Genomic DNA, 18,645 nt, shown 5'->3' on the forward strand with positions numbered 1-18,645 from the left:
ATATGTCATTTCATTTATTACCAAAAGAGCAAGGTTTATATTCACCGAGAGACGAGCATGATGCATGCGGTATCGGTCTATATGTTAATTTAAAAGGAAAAAAAACACATGAAATCGTTGAAAAAGGATTGGAAATGTTATGTCGTCTAGATCATCGTGCGGGTAGAGGGAGCGACGGGAAAACAGGTGATGGTTCAGGACTGATGGTACAAATCCCACATGATTTCTTTCGTCAAGAAATAACTGCCTTTCAATTACCGGTAGAAGGTATGTATGGTGTAGGCATGCTATTCTTTTCGCAAGACGATGCAAAAAGTCAACAAGTAGTTGAAGAACAAATGAAAAAATATGCAGAAGCAGAAGGACAAACTGTTCTAGGATTCCGAACAGTGCCAGTTGATGCGTCGACATTGAGTGATACAGCGAAAAAGACTGCACCAGTTGTTCGACAATTATTTATTCAAGCAAACCCACAAACAGTCAATCTCACTTTTGAGCGTAAACTATATCTTATTCGTAAACAGACGGAACGATTTGCGAAAGCAAAAAACATCTCATTTTACTGTGCGAGTCTATCAAGTAAAACAATGGTTTTTAAGGGTCTATTAGCACCTGAAGAAGTAGCTGTTTTTTATAAGGACTTGCAACAACCTCACTTTACTTCGGCCTTTTCAATGGTCCATTCACGCTATAGTACGAATACATTTCCTTCATGGGAACGAGCACATCCAAATCGTTACTTGATTCATAACGGTGAAATCAATACATTACAAGGAAATGTTAACTGGATGAAAGCGCGTGAACAACAATTTATTTCAGATGCATTTGGAGACGATTTACAAAAAGTCTTACCGATTATTGATGAGAGTGGTAGTGACTCCTCTATGTTAGATAATGCATTTGAGTTCTTCGTTTTAGCAGGACGTACACCAGCACAAACAGCGATGATGATGATTCCAGAGCCTTGGACAGAAAATCCACATATTTCAAAAGAGAAAAAAGCTTTTTACAACTATCACAGTACATTAATGGAACCGTGGGATGGTCCAACAGCCATTTGTTTTACAGATGGAAAGCAAATTGGAGCGATTTTAGATCGAAATGGTTTACGACCAGCGCGTTATTATGTAACGAAAGATGACTATATGATCTTTTCTTCTGAAGTAGGTGTAGTGGATGTAAAAGAAGAAGATGTTCTGTATAAAGAGCGTTTAAGTCCAGGGAAGATGTTATTAATTGATTTAGAAGAAGGCCGCGTAATTGCGGATGATGAGCTGAAACATCAAATGGCGACAGAAAAACCATATGGCCAGTGGTTGGATGAGTCCCTTGTTAAATTGACAGCTCTGGAAGACGAAGTGCAAATAAATGAAATAAGATTACGCCAAAAAATTCATGGCTATACGTATGAAAATACGAAAAAATATCTGTTACCTGTTTTACAAGAAGGAAAAGATCCGATTGGTTCGATGGGGAATGATGCACCACTCGCTGTTTTATCGGAAAAACCACAGTCGTTATTCCATTACTTTAAACAATTATTTGCGCAAGTGACGAATCCGCCAATTGATTCGATTCGAGAACATATTGTAACAAGTACGATGACGTTGCTTGGTAAAGAAGGTGACTTATTACATCCATCGGAAAATAATAGTCGCCGCATTCAATTAGACTCACCGATTTTAACATCAGGAGAATGGCTAGCATTACAAAAGCAAAATCAATTCCGCATCGCGACAATCTCTCTTGAAATGACAGAAGATTTAGAAAAAATATTGAAAAATTTAGCAAAACAAGTAGATGAAGCAATTCAAGATGGTGCTGAAATTATCGTATTATCAGATGACCTACACACTATCACACCGACAGTACCTATTTTATTAGCTGCGAGTAGCGTACATCATCATTTAATTCGAACAGGTAGACGTACGCGTGTCAGCATAGTTGTACAGTCGCTAGAAGTGCGAGAAGTTCATCATTTTGCAACGCTTATCGGTTACGGTGTAGATGCAATCTATCCAAGTTTGGCTTATGCAACAGTAGAGGAACTAGTGCATACAGAAGAATTGTCACAAACGTTATCAGAAGCTTTCGCATGTTACCGAAAAGCGATGACAGATGGAATTGTTAAAGTAATGGCGAAAATGGGGATTTCAACGGTACAAAGTTATCGCGGTGCCCAGATTTTTGAAGCAGTAGGGATTCATACGGATGTGATTGCTCAACATTTCACAGGTACAAAATCACAGTTGAGTGGCATTGATTTAGCAACGATTCAATTAGAAGCTGAAAAACGATTCCATGAAGCAGTTGAAGCTAATTCTTTATTATTAGAATCAGGCAGCGAATATCAATGGCGTTCAGGTGGAGAACATCATGCCTTTAATCCGAAAACGATTCATACATTACAGTGGGCTGTTCGTAAAAATGATACTGGACTGTATTATCAATATGCAGAGATGGCAAATGAAGAACAAATCGGATTTTTACGCCATTTATTCACATTCAAAGAAGACTTACAATCAATTCCGTTAGAAGAAGTAGAATCAGCACAATCGATTGTCAAACGATTTAAAACAGGTGCTATGTCTTATGGTTCAATTTCTGAAGAAGCGCATGAAGCACTAGCGATTGCGATGAATCAAATTGGAGGTCGCAGCAACTCAGGTGAGGGAGGAGAATCTCCAGAACGCTTTGAAGTCGATGAAAAAGGACAATTAAGAAGAAGTGCGATTAAGCAAATTGCTTCAGGACGTTTTGGTGTTAGTTCGCATTATTTAGTCAATGCAGATGAATTACAAATTAAAATGGCGCAAGGTGCAAAACCCGGTGAAGGTGGTCAGTTACCAGGAAATAAAGTGTATCCATGGGTCGCGAAAGTACGCGGTGCAACACCTGGTGTTGGATTAATTTCACCTCCACCACATCATGATATTTATTCAATTGAAGATATGGCTGAATTGATTCACGACTTAAAGAATGCGAACAGAGAAGCAAGTATTAGCGTGAAGCTAGTAGCGAAAACAGGTGTTGGGACGATTGCAGCAGGTGTAGCAAAAGGTGCAGCTGATAAAATTGTTATTAGTGGATACGATGGTGGAACAGGTGCTTCACCTAAGACGAGTATTCAACATACGGGCTTACCGTGGGAGCTTGGTTTAGCAGAAGCACATCAAACATTGATGCTGAATCATTTACGTGAGCGTGTCACATTGGAAACAGACGGTAAACTTATGACAGGGAAAGATGTAATTCTAGCAGCATTACTTGGTGCAGAAGAATTTGGCTTTGCGACCGCGCCTCTGATTGCACTTGGATGTGTCATGATGCGTGCATGTCACTTAGATACATGTCCTGTAGGGGTAGCTACACAAAATCCAGCGCTTCGTGAAAAGTTCATGGGAAAACCAGAACATGTAGTCAACTTCATGTACTTTATTGCAGAAGATGTTCGCTTGTGGATGTCGAAATTAGGTTTCCGTACATTTGACGAAATGGTTGGACGTACAGATATACTCGAACAAGGAAAGAAAGGGCAAGAGCATTGGAAAGCACGCCACTTAGATTTATCGAAACTGCTTGTGCAAGTAGAAGGACCGCGTACGAAACAAGTAGAACAAAATCATCATTTAGATCAATCACTTGATATGCGTTCATTGTTCAGACAAGTTGATTACGCAATTCAAACAAAAACAGCCATCCAAGTCACTTCACCAATTCGAAACGTAGACCGTGTAGTGGGGACAATAGTTGGTAGCGAAATCTCAAAAAGATACGGTGCAAAAGGATTACCAGACCAACTGATTCAACTGCATTTTAAAGGAAGTGCAGGTCAAAGTTTCGGTGCTTTCATGCCAAAAGGAATGTTGATGACTGTAGAAGGTGATGCGAATGATTACTTTGCAAAAGGGCTATCAGGTGGTACAGCGGCTGTCATCTCACCATTGAAAGGGCAGGCCGAGGAAAATGTTGTTGCAGGGAATGTCTGTCTTTACGGTGCAACAGGTGGTCAAGCGCTAATTAATGGTCGAGCAGGTGAACGTTTTGCAGTTCGAAATAGCGGCGCTGATATCGTGGTAGAAGGAATAGGCGATCATGGCTGTGAATATATGACAGGTGGTCATGTAGTCATTTTAGGTGATGTCGGTAAAAACTTTGCAGCAGGTATGTCTGGTGGTGTGGTCTATATTTGCCCTACAAATCGTGAGGCATTCGAAAAAGCATGTAATAAAGAGATGATTCGTATCGCAGATGTATTAACGAAAAAAGATGAAACGAACTTACATCATTTAATTGAACAGCACTATTTGATTACAGAAAGTACAAAAGCACAAGATATTTTAAATCATTTTGAAGAAAAGAAAAAAGCATTTATTAAAGTAATTCCAGAGCAATATGAAATGATGCTACAGGAGATTCAAACATTTGAAGATGAAGGGTTAAATAAAGAAGAAGCAGCGATGCAAGCATTCATGTCTGCGACAAAATAGGAGGTGTCCATCATGGGAAAGAAAACTGGTTTTATGGAATATGAGAGACAAAAAGGGAATGAAGTTGCACCTAAAAAACGTGTGAAGAATTTTGATGAATATACACGTCGATTCGAAGATGATGTTTTATCAATTCAGGGCGCGCGTTGTATGGATTGTGGTACACCTTTTTGTCATATGGGCGTAGAAATTCGAGGAATGGCAGCAGGTTGTCCGATTCATAATTTAATGCCTGAATGGAATGATTTAGTTTACAAAGGCCAGTGGAAAGAAGCGTTAGAAAGATTACAATTAACAAATAACTTCCCAGAATTCACAGGTAGAGTCTGTCCGGCGCCATGTGAAGGAGCATGTACGGTAGCTATTCATGATCCAGCAGTAGCGATTAAAAATATTGAGCGAGCAATTATTGATCGTGGTTTTGAAGAAGGGTGGGTAAAACCACGTATTCCAAATGCTAGAACAGGTTACCGTATAGCGGTTGTTGGTTCAGGTCCAGCAGGTCTAGCAGCAGCAGATCAACTTAATCAAATGGGGCATGAAGTAACGGTATTTGAACGAGACGACCGTGCGGGTGGATTATTAATGTATGGTATTCCAAATATGAAGTTAGATAAATCCGTCGTTCAAAGACGTGTGGATTTACTTGAAGCAGAAGGAATTCATTTTCAATTGAATACAGAAATCGGACGTGACATTACAAAGTCACAGCTGCAAAAAGAGTACGACGCAATTATTCTATGTGTAGGTGCAACAGTCGCACGTTCACTTCATTTAGAAGGTAGCGAATCAACAGGTGTTATTCGAGCGATGGACTATTTGACGAAGACAACAAAAAGTATACTAGCAAATGAACCAGCACCAATTGATGTGAAAGGGAAGGATGTCATTGTTATTGGCGGAGGTGACACTGGAGCGGATTGTGTGGCAACAGCTCTTCGACAAGGCGCAAAATCAGTACATCAATTTGGGAAGCATCCGCAACTACCGATGACACGTTCAGAAGACCAACCATGGCCTGTAGATCCTAGTGTATATAAACTAGACTATGCGTATGAGGAGGCGGTTGAAAAATTCGGACAAGATCCTCGTGAATACTGTATTCAAACGAAAAAGATGGTGGCATATCCTGATGGTCGATTAAAAGAACTGCATACAATCCAGATGGAAAAGGTAATCAATGAAGAAGGATATGTCTACTTTAATGAGCTAGAAGGGACAGAAAAAGTATGGCCTGCAGATTATGTATTTGTGGCGATTGGCTTTGAGGGAATTGAAGAAGAACTCGGTGAACATTTCAATGTACGTGTTTTAAACAATCGAATTTACGCAACTAAAAAATATGAAACAAGTGAAGAAGGCATCTTTACAGCTGGAGATGCAAGACGAGGACCGAGCCTAATTGTTTGGGCGATTCGCGAAGGACGGGAAGTAGCCGATGTCGTACATGGATTTTTGAAGAAGCGCCTAGCAATCGCAGTTAGATAATTTTTTCCAAAAGGCTAAGTGAGAATTTTCTCATTTGGTCTTTTTTTTTCTTTAAAAGTTGTTATTATTAGATGAGAGTTCATTGAGTAGCCACAATTTAATCAGTTATCACTATTTCAGAAGTGAAAACAATTCTCAATTAGATTTCTTTATTGAAAATGAGAATGGAAATGTTAGAAATCCTCGGAAATAGAATAAAGTAAAGACTTTTTAAGGATTTCATAGTGAAATGATAATGAGTATCAAATGAGTTGCTAATGGCTTTTATTTGCGTTAAAATTAGAATGATAATAATTTAGGAATGGGAAACCAACCTAATAATTCAATGGAGGTAATGGAATGTCAACTTTAGTAATTAAAGATCTACATGTCTCAATCGAAGACAAAGAGATTTTAAAAGGTGTGAACTTAACACTAAATACAAACGAAATCCATGCAATTATGGGACCAAATGGTACGGGTAAATCAACACTTGCTTCTGCAATCATGGGTCACCCAAAATACGAAGTAACTTCTGGTTCAATTACACTAGATGGTGAAGATGTATTAGAGATGGAAGTAGATGAGCGTGCACAAGCTGGTTTATTCCTAGCTATGCAATATCCTTCAGAAATCGCAGGCGTAACAAATGCAGACTTCTTACGTTCAGCAATCAATGCACGTCGTGAAGAAGGCGATGAAATCTCAATCATGAAATTCATCCGTGAATTAGACAAAAAAATGGACTTCTTAGAAATGCCAGAAGAAATGAGCCAACGTTACCTAAACGAAGGTTTCTCTGGTGGGGAAAAGAAACGTAACGAAATTCTTCAATTAATGATGATTAAACCAAAATTCGCAGTTCTTGATGAAATCGACTCTGGTTTAGATATCGATGCATTAAAAGTTGTATCAAAAGGTATTAACGAAATGCGCGGCGAAGGCTTCGGTTGCTTAATGATTACGCACTACCAACGTCTATTAAACTACATCACACCAGATCACGTACACGTAATGATGCAAGGTAAAGTAGTAAAATCAGGCGGTTCTGAACTAGCACAACGTTTAGAAGCTGAAGGTTATGACTGGATTAAAAAAGAATTAGGTATTGAAGACACAGACGCAGTAACTGAAGAAGCATAAGAAGGAGGACGAGCAAGCCATGACTGTGGAAACAAAATTAGCGGTAAGCGCTCAAGACGTACGCTCATTCTCTGAAGCACATAATGAACCTAAGTGGTTAACGGAGCTTCGTGAACGTGCACTTGAAAAAGTAGAAACATTAGAAATGGTTAAGCCTGACAAAACAAATGTAGATTCTTGGAACTTCTTTGAATTCCCAGAACACAAGGTTGAAGGTAAAGCAATTTCTTCTTTAACAGAACTTCCAGCTGAAGTTCAAGCAATCGTTGATGAAAACCAACAAACACTTTACATCCAACACAACAATACACCTGCTTACTTACAAGTAGCAGATGAATTAAAAGAACAAGGTGTAATCGTAACGGATTTATTCACTGCTGTAAAAGAACACAGTGATTTAGTTCAAAAATACTTCATGACAGAAGCTGTAGAAGTAGATGAACATAAATTAACAGCGTTACATGCAGCACTTGTGAACGGTGGATTATTCGTATATGTACCAAAAGATGTACAAGTAAAAGAACCAATTCAAGCTGTATTCTTCACAGATGATGAGAATGTATCATTATTCAACCACGTATTACTTGTAGCAGATAACTTTGCAGAAGTAACATATGTTGAAAACTATATCTCAATTGGCGCAGCAAAAGGCCAAGTAAATATCGTAGAAGAAATCATCGTAAATGACGGCGCAAACGTAACATTCGGCGCAGTAGATACATTAGCAGAAGGATTCACTTCATACATCAACCGTCGTGGCGAAACAAAACGCGATGCATCATTAGATTGGGCACTAGGTTTAATGAATGATGGCGATACAATCTCTGAAAACGTAACACATTTACGTGGTGACGGTTCACGCGCTGATGCAAAAACAGTTGTCATTGGCCGCGGTAAACAAAGCCAAAACTTCACAACTGAAGTGCGTAACTGGGGTAAATCTTCAGACGGTCAAATCTTAACACATGCAGTTATGAAAGATGCGGCTCGCGCAATCTTCAACGGTATTGGTAAAATCGAACATGGTGCAACAAAAGCAAACGCTGAACAAGAATCACGCGTATTAATGCTTTCAGAAAATGCACGTGGCGATGCAAACCCAATCCTTTTAATTGAAGAAGATGATGTAACTGCAGGACACGCAGCGTCTGTAGGTCGCGTTGATCCACTTCAAATTTACTACTTAATGAGTCGTGGTATTACACGTGCAAACGCTGAGCGTCTAATCATTCACGGATTCCTTGAGCCTGTAGTAAGCCAATTACCAATTGAAGGCGTACGCAAACAATTGGTTGAGGTAATCGAAAGGAAAGTAAAATAATGATCAAAGACGACATTCGTAGCTATTTTCCAATTTTAAACCAAGAGATTAATGGGAACCCGCTAATCTATTTAGATAGTGCAGCAACTTCTCAAAAACCGATTCAAGTCATCGAATCTCTTAAAAAGTATTATGAATTTGATAACTCAAATGTACACCGCGGTGTGCATACACTTGGGAATCGTGCGACTGACGAATATGAAGGTGCTCGTGAGAAAGTCCGTCAATTCATTAACGCCAAGTCCACAGAGGAAATTATTTTCACACGTGGTACAACAACAGGTTTAAACATGGTTGCATCAAGCTATGGTCGTGCAAATGTTTCAGAAGGTGATGAAATTGTCATCACGTATATGGAACATCATTCTAACTTGATTCCATGGCAACAACTTGCGAAAGCAACAAAAGCCACATTGAAATATATTGAATTAGAAGCAGATGGCACTTTATCAATGGATGAAGTGAAAAAAGCGATTACTGATCGCACAAAAATCGTCGCAATCACAATGGCATCGAATGTACTTGGTACAATTAACGATGTAAAAGCTATTGCACAAGTTGCACATCAACATGATGCTGTAATGGTTGTTGACGGTGCGCAAGGTGTTCCACATATGAAAACAGACGTACAAGATTTAGACTGTGACTTCTTAGCCTTTTCAGGACATAAGATGTGTGGTCCAACAGGTATCGGTGTTTTATATGGTAAAAAAGAACATCTATTAAATATGGAACCTGTTGAATTCGGTGGCGAAATGATTAATTTCGTTGGCTTACAAGATTCAACATGGGCAGACCTTCCAGCGAAGTTTGAAGCAGGCACGCCAATTATTGCAGGTGCAATCGGTCTAGGTGCAGCGATTGACTTCTTAAACGAAATCGGCATGGACGAGATTATTGCGCATGAGCATAAACTAGCGAAGTATGCATTCGAAAACTTATCAACTGTTGAAGGCCTAACAATTTATGGCCCACAAAATCCAGAAATTCGCACAGGGCTTGTAACGTTCAATATCGATGATGTACATCCACATGATTTAGCAACAGCGCTAGATAGTAATGGGATCGCTGTACGTGCTGGACATCACTGTGCACAACCATTAATGAAATGGTTGAATTGTGTTGCAACAGCTCGTGCTAGCTTCTACCTATACAATGATGAAGCAGATATCGATGAATTAACAAAAGGTGTGCGATTTGCGAAGGAGTATTTTGCAAATGTCTAATTTAGATCAACTATACCGTAGCGTTATTATGGATCACTATAAAAAGCCACGTAACAAGGGAACAATTGAAGGCTCAAACGTTTCAATTGATATGAATAACCCAACATGTGGTGACCGCATCCACTTAACTTTACAAGTAGAAGATGGAATTGTTGCAGACGCAAAATTCGAAGGTGAAGGCTGTTCAATCTCAATGTCATCTGCATCGATGATGACGCAAATGGTTAAAGGGAAAACAACAGAAGAAGCTGTCGAATTAGCACATGTATTTTCTGACATGATGTTAGGAAAAGAACATGATGAAGATTTAGACCTTGGTGATGTGGAAGCATTATCAGGTGTCGCACAATTCCCAGCACGTATTAAATGTGCAACACTTGCTTGGAAAGCGATGGAAAAAGGAATTAACGAAAATAAGTAAGACAAAACTAAGCGATGAACGGAGGAGAAATGATGGCTAAAAACATGCCAGAAATCGGTGATTACGAGTTTGGGTTCCATGATAAAGATGTATCGATTTTCCGTACAGAACGTGGACTAACTCCAGCGATTGTTAAAGAAATTTCTCAGATGAAAGAAGAACCAGAATGGATGTTAGATTTCCGTCTAAAATCTTTAGAAATTTTTTATTCAAAACCAATGCCTCAATGGGGTGGCGACTTATCTGGTTTAGATTTCGATGAAATCACATACTACGTAAAACCATCTGAAGCAACGCAAAAATCTTGGGATGAAGTACCTGAAGAAATCAAAGCAACATTTGATAAATTAGGTATTCCAGAAGCAGAACAAAAATACCTTGCAGGTGTTTCTGCACAGTACGAATCAGAAGTTGTCTATCATAACATGAAGGAAGAACTAGAAGAGATGGGCGTAATCTTTAAAGATACAGACTCAGCTCTTAAAGAGAACGAAGATATCTTCAGAGAATACTTCGGTAAAGTCATTCCTCCAGCAGATAACAAATTCTCGGCACTTAACTCGGCTGTATGGTCTGGTGGTTCATTCATTTACGTACCAAAAGGCGTAAAATTAGATACACCATTACAAGCTTACTTCCGTATCAACTCTGAGAATATGGGACAATTCGAGCGTACATTAATCATCGTTGATGACGATGCTTCTGTACACTATGTAGAAGGTTGTACAGCACCAGTTTATACAACAAGTTCTCTACACTCAGCTGTAGTAGAAATTATTGTTAAAAAGAACGCTTACTGCCGTTATACAACAATCCAAAACTGGGCAAACAACGTGTACAACTTAGTAACAAAACGTACAGTTGTAGAAGAGCACGGTACAATGGAATGGGTTGACGGTAACATCGGTTCTAAATTAACAATGAAATACCCAGCTTGTATCCTTAAAGGAGAAGGCGCTCGTGGTATGACATTATCAATCGCGATTGCAGGTCGTGGTCAAAACCAAGACACAGGTGCGAAAATGATTCACTTAGCACCAAATACTTCTTCAACAATCGTATCAAAATCAATCTCAAAACACGGTGGTAACGTAACATACCGTGGACAAGTAAAATTCGGTAAAAAAGCGACAAATGCACGTGCAAATATCGAATGTGATACATTAATCATGGATAACGAATCAACTTCTGATACAATTCCATACAACGAAGTAATGAATGATCAAATCTCTTTAGAGCACGAAGCGAAAGTTTCAAAAGTATCTGAAGAACAATTATTCTACTTAATGAGCCGCGGTATTTCTGAGCAAGAAGCAACAGAAATGATCGTAATGGGCTTCATTGAGCCATTCACAAAAGAACTTCCAATGGAATACGCAGTAGAAATGAACCGCCTAATCAAATTTGAAATGGAAGGTTCAATCGGTTAATCCATTGAATACTAAAAAGCCTCCTGATTTGGGAGGCTTTTTTTATAACTTAATTTCTTGTTATTTATAATAGTTTTTAGTAAACACCCATTATTTTTATTTGTTCTAACTCATGTTCTAATAAATATTCGAGTGTTTTTCCATCAATTTGTGCTTGTTGTAAAAATTCTTTAATACTTTGAATAAAGTCTGTTAGCTCGACACAAGTATCGTCATATAAAACATCTAATAAAATAAATCCTTTTTGTTCATCCCAAGCAATAAAGAAAATTTTTCGCCCATATGAAAATTCGATTTCTTTTTTTGCTAAAAGATATTGGATAAAATTTGCTTTTGTCATTCATTCCATCTCGCATTCTGCTTTCGCTTCACTATTAAATATCCTTAAAATGGATATATTACATTATAGTTGAAAGACGAACTTTCTGCTAGATAAGGTTCCTTAAAATGAATAAAAAGACATTTTAAAAATATTTTTTTATAGACAAATGGTATATTGCTTAAATTTAAAGTCGGGCAAAACTACATTATCTATATAAAAAGAATGTATAAAATATGAATTCAACGAAATGAATACGCAAATTTCTATTTATAACATAGAAATTTGCGTATTTTTTTCATTTTTTTAACAGGAATTGAAATTGACAATGATAATCGTTATCAATAGAATGAAATGGAATTATAAAGGAGGAAACACATCATGTATATGGTTACAAATACGATTCAAGTTTTAGAAGGTTATGGAGATGCAATTTTAGAGCGTTTTAAAGTACGTCAAGGAATTGAAGAGATGCCTGGTTTTAAAGAATTAAAAGTTATGAAAAAGTTAAATATGAAAGGGTATGAGGAAGTACTCGTACATACAGTTTGGGAAGATAAAAAAGCATTTGAGAACTGGTTTGCATCACGAGAATTTCACTTAGCACACCGAAAACCAGCTATGACACCAGACGGGCAAAAGATGGTGACAGGGAACTCGATTGATCATTATGAAGTGATTGTAGAAAGCGATACATCAGAAGCTGTTGGTTATGTGGGCTAAATATATCTTTATTTTTTTATTGAGTAGTTTGTTTATGTTACCTGTGGATGCAAAGGCGCAGACGCTCGAGAATGGAACATACAAAATACCGTATGAAGTAAAAAAAAGTGGAGAATCGAGCACATCTATTGCGAATGATTACTTTCAAAAACCCGCAATCCTCATTGTATCAAACCAAAAGATGTACCTTGAAATTACTATTTTAAAAAGTCATTGGACGAAAGAAGTCACGTTTGATGGAAAAAAAGAAACACTTGTAAAAACAAATAAAGAAAAAGATATGCGAACAATTCAATTTCCATTGAAACAAATAAGTGGAAAACATAAAGGAACACTCGCTGTTTATATCAATGAAAAAGTGGATGGTGAAGATTTTTTATATGACAACCGCTATGAAATTGATTTTGTATTGGATGAAAATAAGTTAGCCAAACAATCCAATCATGTAAAAGAAATTAAAATAATCGAGAAGAAACAGACGAAAGAACAGCCAATGGGTTGGTGGGTTTATGTCATTAGTGCGATGGTGTTCTTCTTGATTGTTGCGATAGTAGGAAAACAAATAAGGAGGAGAAAAGAATGAAACCGATGAAATATTCAATTCTGTCATTAGCAGCTGCAACACTGTTAACTACATCGATGTTTTCAGTGAATACGACACCTGTAAAAGCGGCAGAAAGTAGTGCTGTAGAGCCGCAATTGCAAGTTCAGTACATGCCATTCCAAGTATATAAACATGCAGATTTACAAGAAACTTCAAGTATGGGACGTAGCATGGATTTAGTTTCAAAATTACAAGTGGAGAATGGTAAAACCTATGCATATGTCACGATTAAAAGTGCTTCTATTTGGAACTCATTTAAAACAGATGTCCATGGTGAGATGAAAGAAGTTGAAACAATCTCAACGAATGAAGTAGAAAATACACGACTTGTAAAATTTGAAGTACCTTCTACATCTCAGGCGATTCGAGCTGATATTGAAATTCAAGCAGGTCCTACGAAGATGCAACATACCACGTATCTACAATTCCAACAAGATGCAACATCCTTACGTTCTTTCCAAGTATGGAATGAGCAAAAAGATGCGATTTCTTCAGGTGTGACACGTTCAGTAGAAACACCAGCTCAAATTGTTCAAGTAGGTGATAAAACCTATGCTTATATTACCTTGAAATCAGCACAGTATTGGAAAGGGTTAAAATCACTTGTAGGCGATGTATTAACAGAAGCGACTGTTGTGGAAGAGAATGTAGCAGCGAATACACGCGTAGTACGAATCGAGATTCCTTCGTTAGATGAAGTTGTAAAAACAGAATCGCATATCCAAGCAGGTAATTACGACGCAACTTATACAACATATTTTGATTTTAATCATGTCATTGAAAATGGGCAATTCCAGTTTGTAAAAGATCAAGCTTTCCAAGTATGGGATGAAGCGAAAGAAAAAGCATCGACAATGGCAAATTATATGGGTACTCCAGCTCGACTTGTCGAAAAAGATGGAAAACAATATGCAGAAGTGACATTGAAATCAGCATCAATTTGGAAAGGATTCCAAACAGAAGTAGCTGGTCAACTTGTAGATGTTACAACTGTAAAAGAAGACAAAACAGCAGATACAAAAGTTGTACGTTTTGAAGTACCTTCAATTAATCAATTAATAAAAGCAAAAACGCATATTCAAATGGGTAATTACGAAGGAACTTACACGACATATTTTGATTTTAATCGCATAATCGACCCAACAGTTAAACCACCAGTTATCGTTGATCCAAATAAAGTCATCAGCACAACTAAATACAATTATGTGTTAAAAAATAAGACAAAAAAAGCAACATCCAAAGCAAATGCATATATGACGAAACCAGTGAAAGTTGAAAAAACACAAGCAGGTAAATATTATGCGACAGTGACTTTAAAAAATGCAGCGATGTGGAAATCTGTCAAAGCAGAAGTGAATGGTAAAAAAGTAGCTGTAAAAACAATCGCTACAAATTCGAAAAAGAAAACACGTACAGTTCGTTTCCAAGTGAAGTCACCAACAGCTACAACAAAGCTACATTTCACATTACAGACAGCTTCTAAAAAATTAGCAGGTACTTATACGGCGTATCTAGATATCACATCAAAATATGTGAAGCCAGCAACAGTTGTATCGACAACAAACTACAATTACAAAATTTTGAAGTCGAATAAGAAAAGTACGTCTGCAACAGATGCTTACGTCACAAAACCGATGACGATTACGAAGATGAGTGACGGTAAATATTATGCAAAAATGACTATTAAAAATGCAAGCTGGTGGAAGTCGTTTAAAACAGAAGTGAATGGAAAGATGACATCTGTAAAAACAGTCTCAACGAACAAAACTAAAAATACACGTACGGTTCATTTTCCTATTATATCACCTAAAAAGCTGGTGAAATCAACAGTTCATATTCAAGCAACAAAACCAAAATATGAAGGAAATTATACAAACTATATTCAAATTGGAAAAGTCATTCCTACGAAAAAAGTAGTTCAAGTTTCAAATAAAGCAAAAACAACGAAAAAATCATTTACAGTCTATAAAAATAAAACAAGTAAACGCTCTGTTATGGATCAATATGTTCAAAAACCTGCTACTATCCAAAAAGTCGGCAGTAAGACATACGTTAAAATGACGTTAAAAAATGCAAGTTGGTGGAAAAGCTTTAAAGTGAAACAAGGAAGTAAATATGTTTCTGCCAAAGTAGTCGCAAAAGGTAAAAATACACGTACAGTCCAATTCCCAGTAAGTAATATAAAAAAGGGAGCGTATGTAAAAGTACATGTAAAAATCCCTTCTATGAAATATGATCATCATTACACAACAAAGATTGTATTTAAATAGGTAGAAAATTGAGGAGGAAGCCGCATATTTGTTGCGGTTTTCTCTTTTTATAAAGGAGGTTCTAACATGAAAAAAGTCGTCCTATGCGTCACAATCTGTCTATTATTTTTAGTAGGATGTGGAAAACAAGAACAACCAACGAAAAAAGAAGGAGAACGGATTATTGCAACAACTGTTGCTCTAACAGAAACAGCTGCTAAGCTTAATTTAGATTTAGTGGGTGTACCAAATACAGAAAAGGTATTGCCAAAAAAATATGCGAAAGTTCAGGCGATTGGGCAAGCGAAGCAACCCAATTTAGAAATAGTGCGTAGTCTACAGCCAACACATCTTTTAAGTGTTACAAGTATTAAACCAGAGATGGAAAAAGCGTTAAAGGGTAGTGGTGTATCCGCTACTTACTATAATTATAATTCCATCCAGGGCATGCAAAAAGCGATTACAGAGCTAGGTGAACAGTTTCATCGTAAAAAAGAAGCGGAGCAGTTGAATGCAGTGTATGACAAACAAATCGCTACCATTCAAAAGAAAATCAAACAGAAGAAAAAGCCGAAAGTATTAATTTTATTAGGTGTACCAGGAAGTTATCTCATTTCAACAGAAAAATCATTTTTAGGTAATTTAGTTGAATTGGCAGGTGGCGAAAATGTCATTCAAGCGACAAAATCAGATGAGGAGTTTATTGCATCAAATACAGAGGCGTTATACAAAATGCAGCCAGATGTTATTTTACGTGCTTCACATGGCTTTCCAAAACAAGTCAAAACGATGTTTGATGAAGAATTCAAAACAAATACCGTATGGCGTAATTTTAAAGCAATACAAGAAGGGCGCGTCTATGACTTAGATGAAAATCTTTTTGGGATTACAGCGAATGTTAATGCAGATGAAGCCCTTCAAACATTGTATGAACTATTGTATGAGGAGAAAAAATCATGAAGAAAATCATTTGGATGTATAGCGGAATGTTAATCGTGCTCATTGTTATTTTGTATCTGTCGCTTACGTTAGGCAGTATTCCCATGACAATTAGTGACTTCGTCAAGGGGATATTTGGCCAACGTGATGGACAAATCGGCGTTATATTTGATTTACGATTACCACGTGTACTGATTGCTCTATTCGCAGGTGCTGCACTAGGACTAGCAGGAGCGCTCTTACAAGCCGCAATTAAAAATCCACTCGCAGATCCGGGAATTATCGGTATTACGACAGCTGCGATGATTGGAAATATTGTCGTTATTAATTTTCTGCCGCATCTATTCTTTTATGCACCAATTTTTGCTTTTGCAGGTGGAATCATCGCCTTCCTCATCCTATATACTGTGACGAAAAAATATCAGATGTCACCAATTTATGTATTGTTAGTTGGGATTGCATTAAATGCGATGTTTACAGCCATTATTAAAGTATCAGGCGTGACTGCGATTCATTTTACGGAAAGTACAGGACTAAGTATGAAAACGTGGGATGATGCGAATGGATTAATGCTATTTAGTGGTGTTGGAATTGTCATAGCACTTTTCGTTGGGAGTTGGTGTAATGTACTTGGGTTGAGCGAGAAAACGATTCGAAGTATCGGCTTCCCACTGATGCGTGTTAGATGGACGGTTTTATTTATATCAATTTATTTAGCGAGTGTCGCAACAGCCATTGTTGGTTCAATTGCTTTTATCGGTTTATTAGTACCACACATATCTCGCTTATTAGTAGGTTCAGATTATCGTTTTTTATTACCATTTTCAGCACTCTTTGGCGCAGCGCTTTTACTTGTAGCCGATACGATTGGTAGAACGATTATTCCGCCATATGAGATCACAGCTTCGGTTATTATGGCATTAATCGGTGGTCCGTTCTTAATCTTATTAATTCGAAAGTTTGGTGCAATTTATGGACATTAAACAACTTACTTTTTCATATAATCCAAAAATTCCTTTTTTAGCGATTGACCAGCTAATGATTCCGAAAGGAAAGGTGACAGCGATTATCGGACCGAATGGTAGTGGGAAATCGACATTGTTACATTTATTAGCAGGACTTTTAAAACCGACAAGTGGCGCACTTTTATTAGATGAGCAGTCGCTTTATACTTATACAGCAAAAGAACGAGCGAAAAAGCTTGCTGTTGTTCATCAGCAAAATGATGTACCGATGAATTATACAGTCCGTAAATTAGTAGAGATGGGGAGATATCCACATCGTAAAGGAATGATGCGATTTACGACAGAGGATGATCGAATTGTAGATGATGCTTTACGCGTAACGGACTTAATAGACCAACAACATCAGTTTATGCATCAACTCTCAGGAGGGCAAAGACAGCGTGTGTGGATTGCATTGGCACTCGCACAACAAAGTGAATATATTCTTTTAGATGAACCGACAACCTACTTAGACATGCATCATCAATTTGAAATTTTACATGTAATTGAAAAAATGAATCGAATGGAAAATCGTACGATTGTCATGGTACTACATGACTTAAATCAAGCGCTGCAATTTAGTGATGAAGTTATCGTTATGCAGGGGGGGAAAGTTGTTGCAAAAGGAAACACAGAAGAAATTTTGACAGAAACTTTGATTCAGCGCATATTTCGAATACATGTAAAGAGTATTCAAGATAGCAATTGTGAAAAACATTTCATTCATTTAAAAAAGAAGGTTTAAAATGAAAATGGGAGGGGTACTACTAATTATGCGTCTTTCTTATAGAATGATGGTCCCTTAGATAGAAAGAACATATGAGTCATTCATTGTGATGCACGCACAATATTTTCATTATGAAAGGATGAAGATTCTTAGATGTCGCCTATGCAGAATTCTGAAAAAGAAATTCTTGTATCGGATTTAGAACTTTCCGTCGATTACTACTCAACGATTTTAGGGATTCAAGGAGAAGGTTCGAAGTTTGTGGATGAAAAGAAAAAATTTGTAATCCATTTAAAACAAGCAACGGATGTCACTGAAATACACCCAAAGAAGTTACAACCAGAATTATACGTATGTGTAGATACAGTCGAAGAACTTTATTCAATGTATTTAACATATCGAAATAACGGTGCTCTTTTTGCATTCAATCCACGTGATACATATGAAGAGGGTATACGTTTCAAAGAGTTTGCAATTCGGGATTTAGATGGCTACGTAATTGCTTTTAAGACAACCTTATCTAAAGAAAATCAAGCAGTCCACTAGAAGCTTAGTGGCTGTTTTTTTAATGCAAATACCTTT

General features: G+C 37.4%; 15 protein-coding genes. 14 read left to right on the forward strand and 1 reads right to left on the reverse strand.

Going from position 1 to position 18,645, the window contains the following annotated elements; all coding sequences use genetic code 11:
- Nucleotides 1–2: 2 nt before the first annotated feature.
- The 7 genes from gltB to sufB all read left to right on the forward strand — a co-directional run bounded on the left by gltB (nt 3) and on the right by sufB (nt 11,498).
- Nucleotides 3–4,490 carry a glutamate synthase large subunit gene (gene gltB / locus ASO14_RS03360; protein WP_068451427.1) on the forward strand — a complete coding sequence of 1,496 codons (4,488 nt, stop codon included), beginning with the start codon at nt 3–5 and terminating at the stop codon, nt 4,488–4,490.
- Between the two features lie 12 nt (nt 4,491–4,502).
- Complete coding sequence (locus ASO14_RS03365) at nt 4,503–5,978, forward strand: glutamate synthase subunit beta (RefSeq protein WP_068451430.1); 1,476 nt, start codon at nt 4,503–4,505, stop codon at nt 5,976–5,978.
- 339 nt (nt 5,979–6,317) lie between these two features.
- On the forward strand, nt 6,318–7,100 hold the full coding sequence (gene sufC, locus ASO14_RS03370; RefSeq protein ID WP_068451433.1) for a Fe-S cluster assembly ATPase SufC: 783 nt from the start codon (nt 6,318–6,320) through the stop codon (nt 7,098–7,100).
- 19 nt (nt 7,101–7,119) lie between these two features.
- Nucleotides 7,120–8,421, forward strand: coding sequence for a Fe-S cluster assembly protein SufD (sufD, locus tag ASO14_RS03375; protein ID WP_068451435.1), 1,302 nt, complete (start codon nt 7,120–7,122; stop codon nt 8,419–8,421).
- Nucleotides 8,421–9,647, forward strand: a complete 1,227-nt coding sequence (locus ASO14_RS03380) for a cysteine desulfurase (RefSeq protein WP_068451438.1) — start codon at nt 8,421–8,423, stop codon at nt 9,645–9,647. The genes sufD and ASO14_RS03380 overlap by 1 nt, the downstream gene beginning before the upstream one ends.
- Entirely contained in the window at nt 9,640–10,068 is a 429-nt protein-coding gene (gene sufU, locus ASO14_RS03385; RefSeq protein ID WP_068451441.1) for a Fe-S cluster assembly sulfur transfer protein SufU, read from the forward strand. The genes ASO14_RS03380 and sufU overlap by 8 nt, the downstream gene beginning before the upstream one ends.
- Before the next feature lie 32 nt (nt 10,069–10,100).
- Nucleotides 10,101–11,498, forward strand: a complete 1,398-nt coding sequence (gene sufB, locus ASO14_RS03390) for a Fe-S cluster assembly protein SufB (protein ID WP_068451444.1) — start codon at nt 10,101–10,103, stop codon at nt 11,496–11,498.
- A gap of 76 nt (nt 11,499–11,574) precedes the next feature.
- On the opposite strand, the gene ASO14_RS03395 is transcribed toward sufB, so the two are convergent.
- Complete coding sequence (locus ASO14_RS03395; protein ID WP_068451447.1) at nt 11,575–11,838, reverse strand: hypothetical protein; 264 nt, start codon at nt 11,836–11,838, stop codon at nt 11,575–11,577.
- Nucleotides 11,839–12,198: 360 nt separating this feature from the next.
- On the opposite strand from ASO14_RS03395, the gene ASO14_RS03400 reads away from it, so the two are divergent.
- The 7 genes from ASO14_RS03400 (at nt 12,199) to ASO14_RS03430 (ending at nt 18,609) form a co-directional block, all read left to right on the forward strand.
- Nucleotides 12,199–12,540 carry an antibiotic biosynthesis monooxygenase gene (locus ASO14_RS03400; protein ID WP_068451450.1) on the forward strand — a complete coding sequence of 114 codons (342 nt, stop codon included), beginning with the start codon at nt 12,199–12,201 and terminating at the stop codon, nt 12,538–12,540.
- A complete protein-coding gene (locus tag ASO14_RS03405) occupies nt 12,530–13,123 on the forward strand; it encodes an NEAT domain-containing protein (RefSeq protein ID WP_068451453.1) in 594 nt (197 codons plus the stop codon). Before ASO14_RS03400 ends, ASO14_RS03405 begins: the two co-directional genes overlap by 11 nt.
- Complete coding sequence (locus tag ASO14_RS03410; RefSeq protein WP_068451456.1) at nt 13,120–15,414, forward strand: NEAT domain-containing protein; 2,295 nt, start codon at nt 13,120–13,122, stop codon at nt 15,412–15,414. Before ASO14_RS03405 ends, ASO14_RS03410 begins: the two co-directional genes overlap by 4 nt.
- A gap of 66 nt (nt 15,415–15,480) precedes the next feature.
- Nucleotides 15,481–16,353 carry a heme ABC transporter substrate-binding protein IsdE gene (gene isdE, locus ASO14_RS03415; RefSeq protein WP_068451459.1) on the forward strand — a complete coding sequence of 291 codons (873 nt, stop codon included), beginning with the start codon at nt 15,481–15,483 and terminating at the stop codon, nt 16,351–16,353.
- Complete coding sequence (locus ASO14_RS03420; protein ID WP_068451462.1) at nt 16,350–17,315, forward strand: FecCD family ABC transporter permease; 966 nt, start codon at nt 16,350–16,352, stop codon at nt 17,313–17,315. The genes isdE and ASO14_RS03420 overlap by 4 nt, the downstream gene beginning before the upstream one ends.
- Entirely contained in the window at nt 17,305–18,081 is a 777-nt protein-coding gene (locus ASO14_RS03425) for an ABC transporter ATP-binding protein (RefSeq protein WP_068451465.1), read from the forward strand. The genes ASO14_RS03420 and ASO14_RS03425 overlap by 11 nt, the downstream gene beginning before the upstream one ends.
- 135 nt (nt 18,082–18,216) lie before the next feature.
- Nucleotides 18,217–18,609 carry a VOC family protein gene (locus ASO14_RS03430; protein WP_068451468.1) on the forward strand — a complete coding sequence of 131 codons (393 nt, stop codon included), beginning with the start codon at nt 18,217–18,219 and terminating at the stop codon, nt 18,607–18,609.
- The last annotated feature ends 36 nt before the right edge of the window (nt 18,610–18,645 follow it).

It is taken from the genome of Kurthia sp. 11kri321 (assembly GCF_001534765.1).
GTDB classification, from domain to species: Bacteria; Bacillota; Bacilli; order Bacillales_A; family Planococcaceae; genus Kurthia; species Kurthia gibsonii.

Excerpts from the sequence above, each read along its gene's own strand:
- sufU (WP_068451441.1), top strand. The coding sequence starts at position 9,640 with ATGTCTAATTTAGATCAACTATACCGTAGCGTTATTATGGATCACTAT.
- ASO14_RS03410 (WP_068451456.1), top strand. The coding sequence starts at position 13,120 with ATGAAACCGATGAAATATTCAATTCTGTCATTAGCAGCTGCAACACTG.
- ASO14_RS03420 (WP_068451462.1), top strand. The coding sequence starts at position 16,350 with ATGAAGAAAATCATTTGGATGTATAGCGGAATGTTAATCGTGCTCATT.
- ASO14_RS03395 (WP_068451447.1), bottom strand. The coding sequence starts at position 11,838 with ATGACAAAAGCAAATTTTATCCAATATCTTTTAGCAAAAAAAGAAATC.
- ASO14_RS03365 (WP_068451430.1), top strand. The coding sequence starts at position 4,503 with ATGGGAAAGAAAACTGGTTTTATGGAATATGAGAGACAAAAAGGGAAT.
- isdE (WP_068451459.1), top strand. The coding sequence starts at position 15,481 with ATGAAAAAAGTCGTCCTATGCGTCACAATCTGTCTATTATTTTTAGTA.
- ASO14_RS03400 (WP_068451450.1), top strand. The coding sequence starts at position 12,199 with ATGTATATGGTTACAAATACGATTCAAGTTTTAGAAGGTTATGGAGAT.
- ASO14_RS03405 (WP_068451453.1), top strand. The coding sequence starts at position 12,530 with ATGTGGGCTAAATATATCTTTATTTTTTTATTGAGTAGTTTGTTTATG.
- sufB (WP_068451444.1), top strand. The coding sequence starts at position 10,101 with ATGGCTAAAAACATGCCAGAAATCGGTGATTACGAGTTTGGGTTCCAT.
- sufC (WP_068451433.1), top strand. The coding sequence starts at position 6,318 with ATGTCAACTTTAGTAATTAAAGATCTACATGTCTCAATCGAAGACAAA.
- ASO14_RS03380 (WP_068451438.1), top strand. The coding sequence starts at position 8,421 with ATGATCAAAGACGACATTCGTAGCTATTTTCCAATTTTAAACCAAGAG.
- ASO14_RS03425 (WP_068451465.1), top strand. The coding sequence starts at position 17,305 with ATGGACATTAAACAACTTACTTTTTCATATAATCCAAAAATTCCTTTT.
- ASO14_RS03430 (WP_068451468.1), top strand. The coding sequence starts at position 18,217 with ATGTCGCCTATGCAGAATTCTGAAAAAGAAATTCTTGTATCGGATTTA.
- sufD (WP_068451435.1), top strand. The coding sequence starts at position 7,120 with ATGACTGTGGAAACAAAATTAGCGGTAAGCGCTCAAGACGTACGCTCA.
- gltB (WP_068451427.1), top strand. The coding sequence starts at position 3 with ATGTCATTTCATTTATTACCAAAAGAGCAAGGTTTATATTCACCGAGA.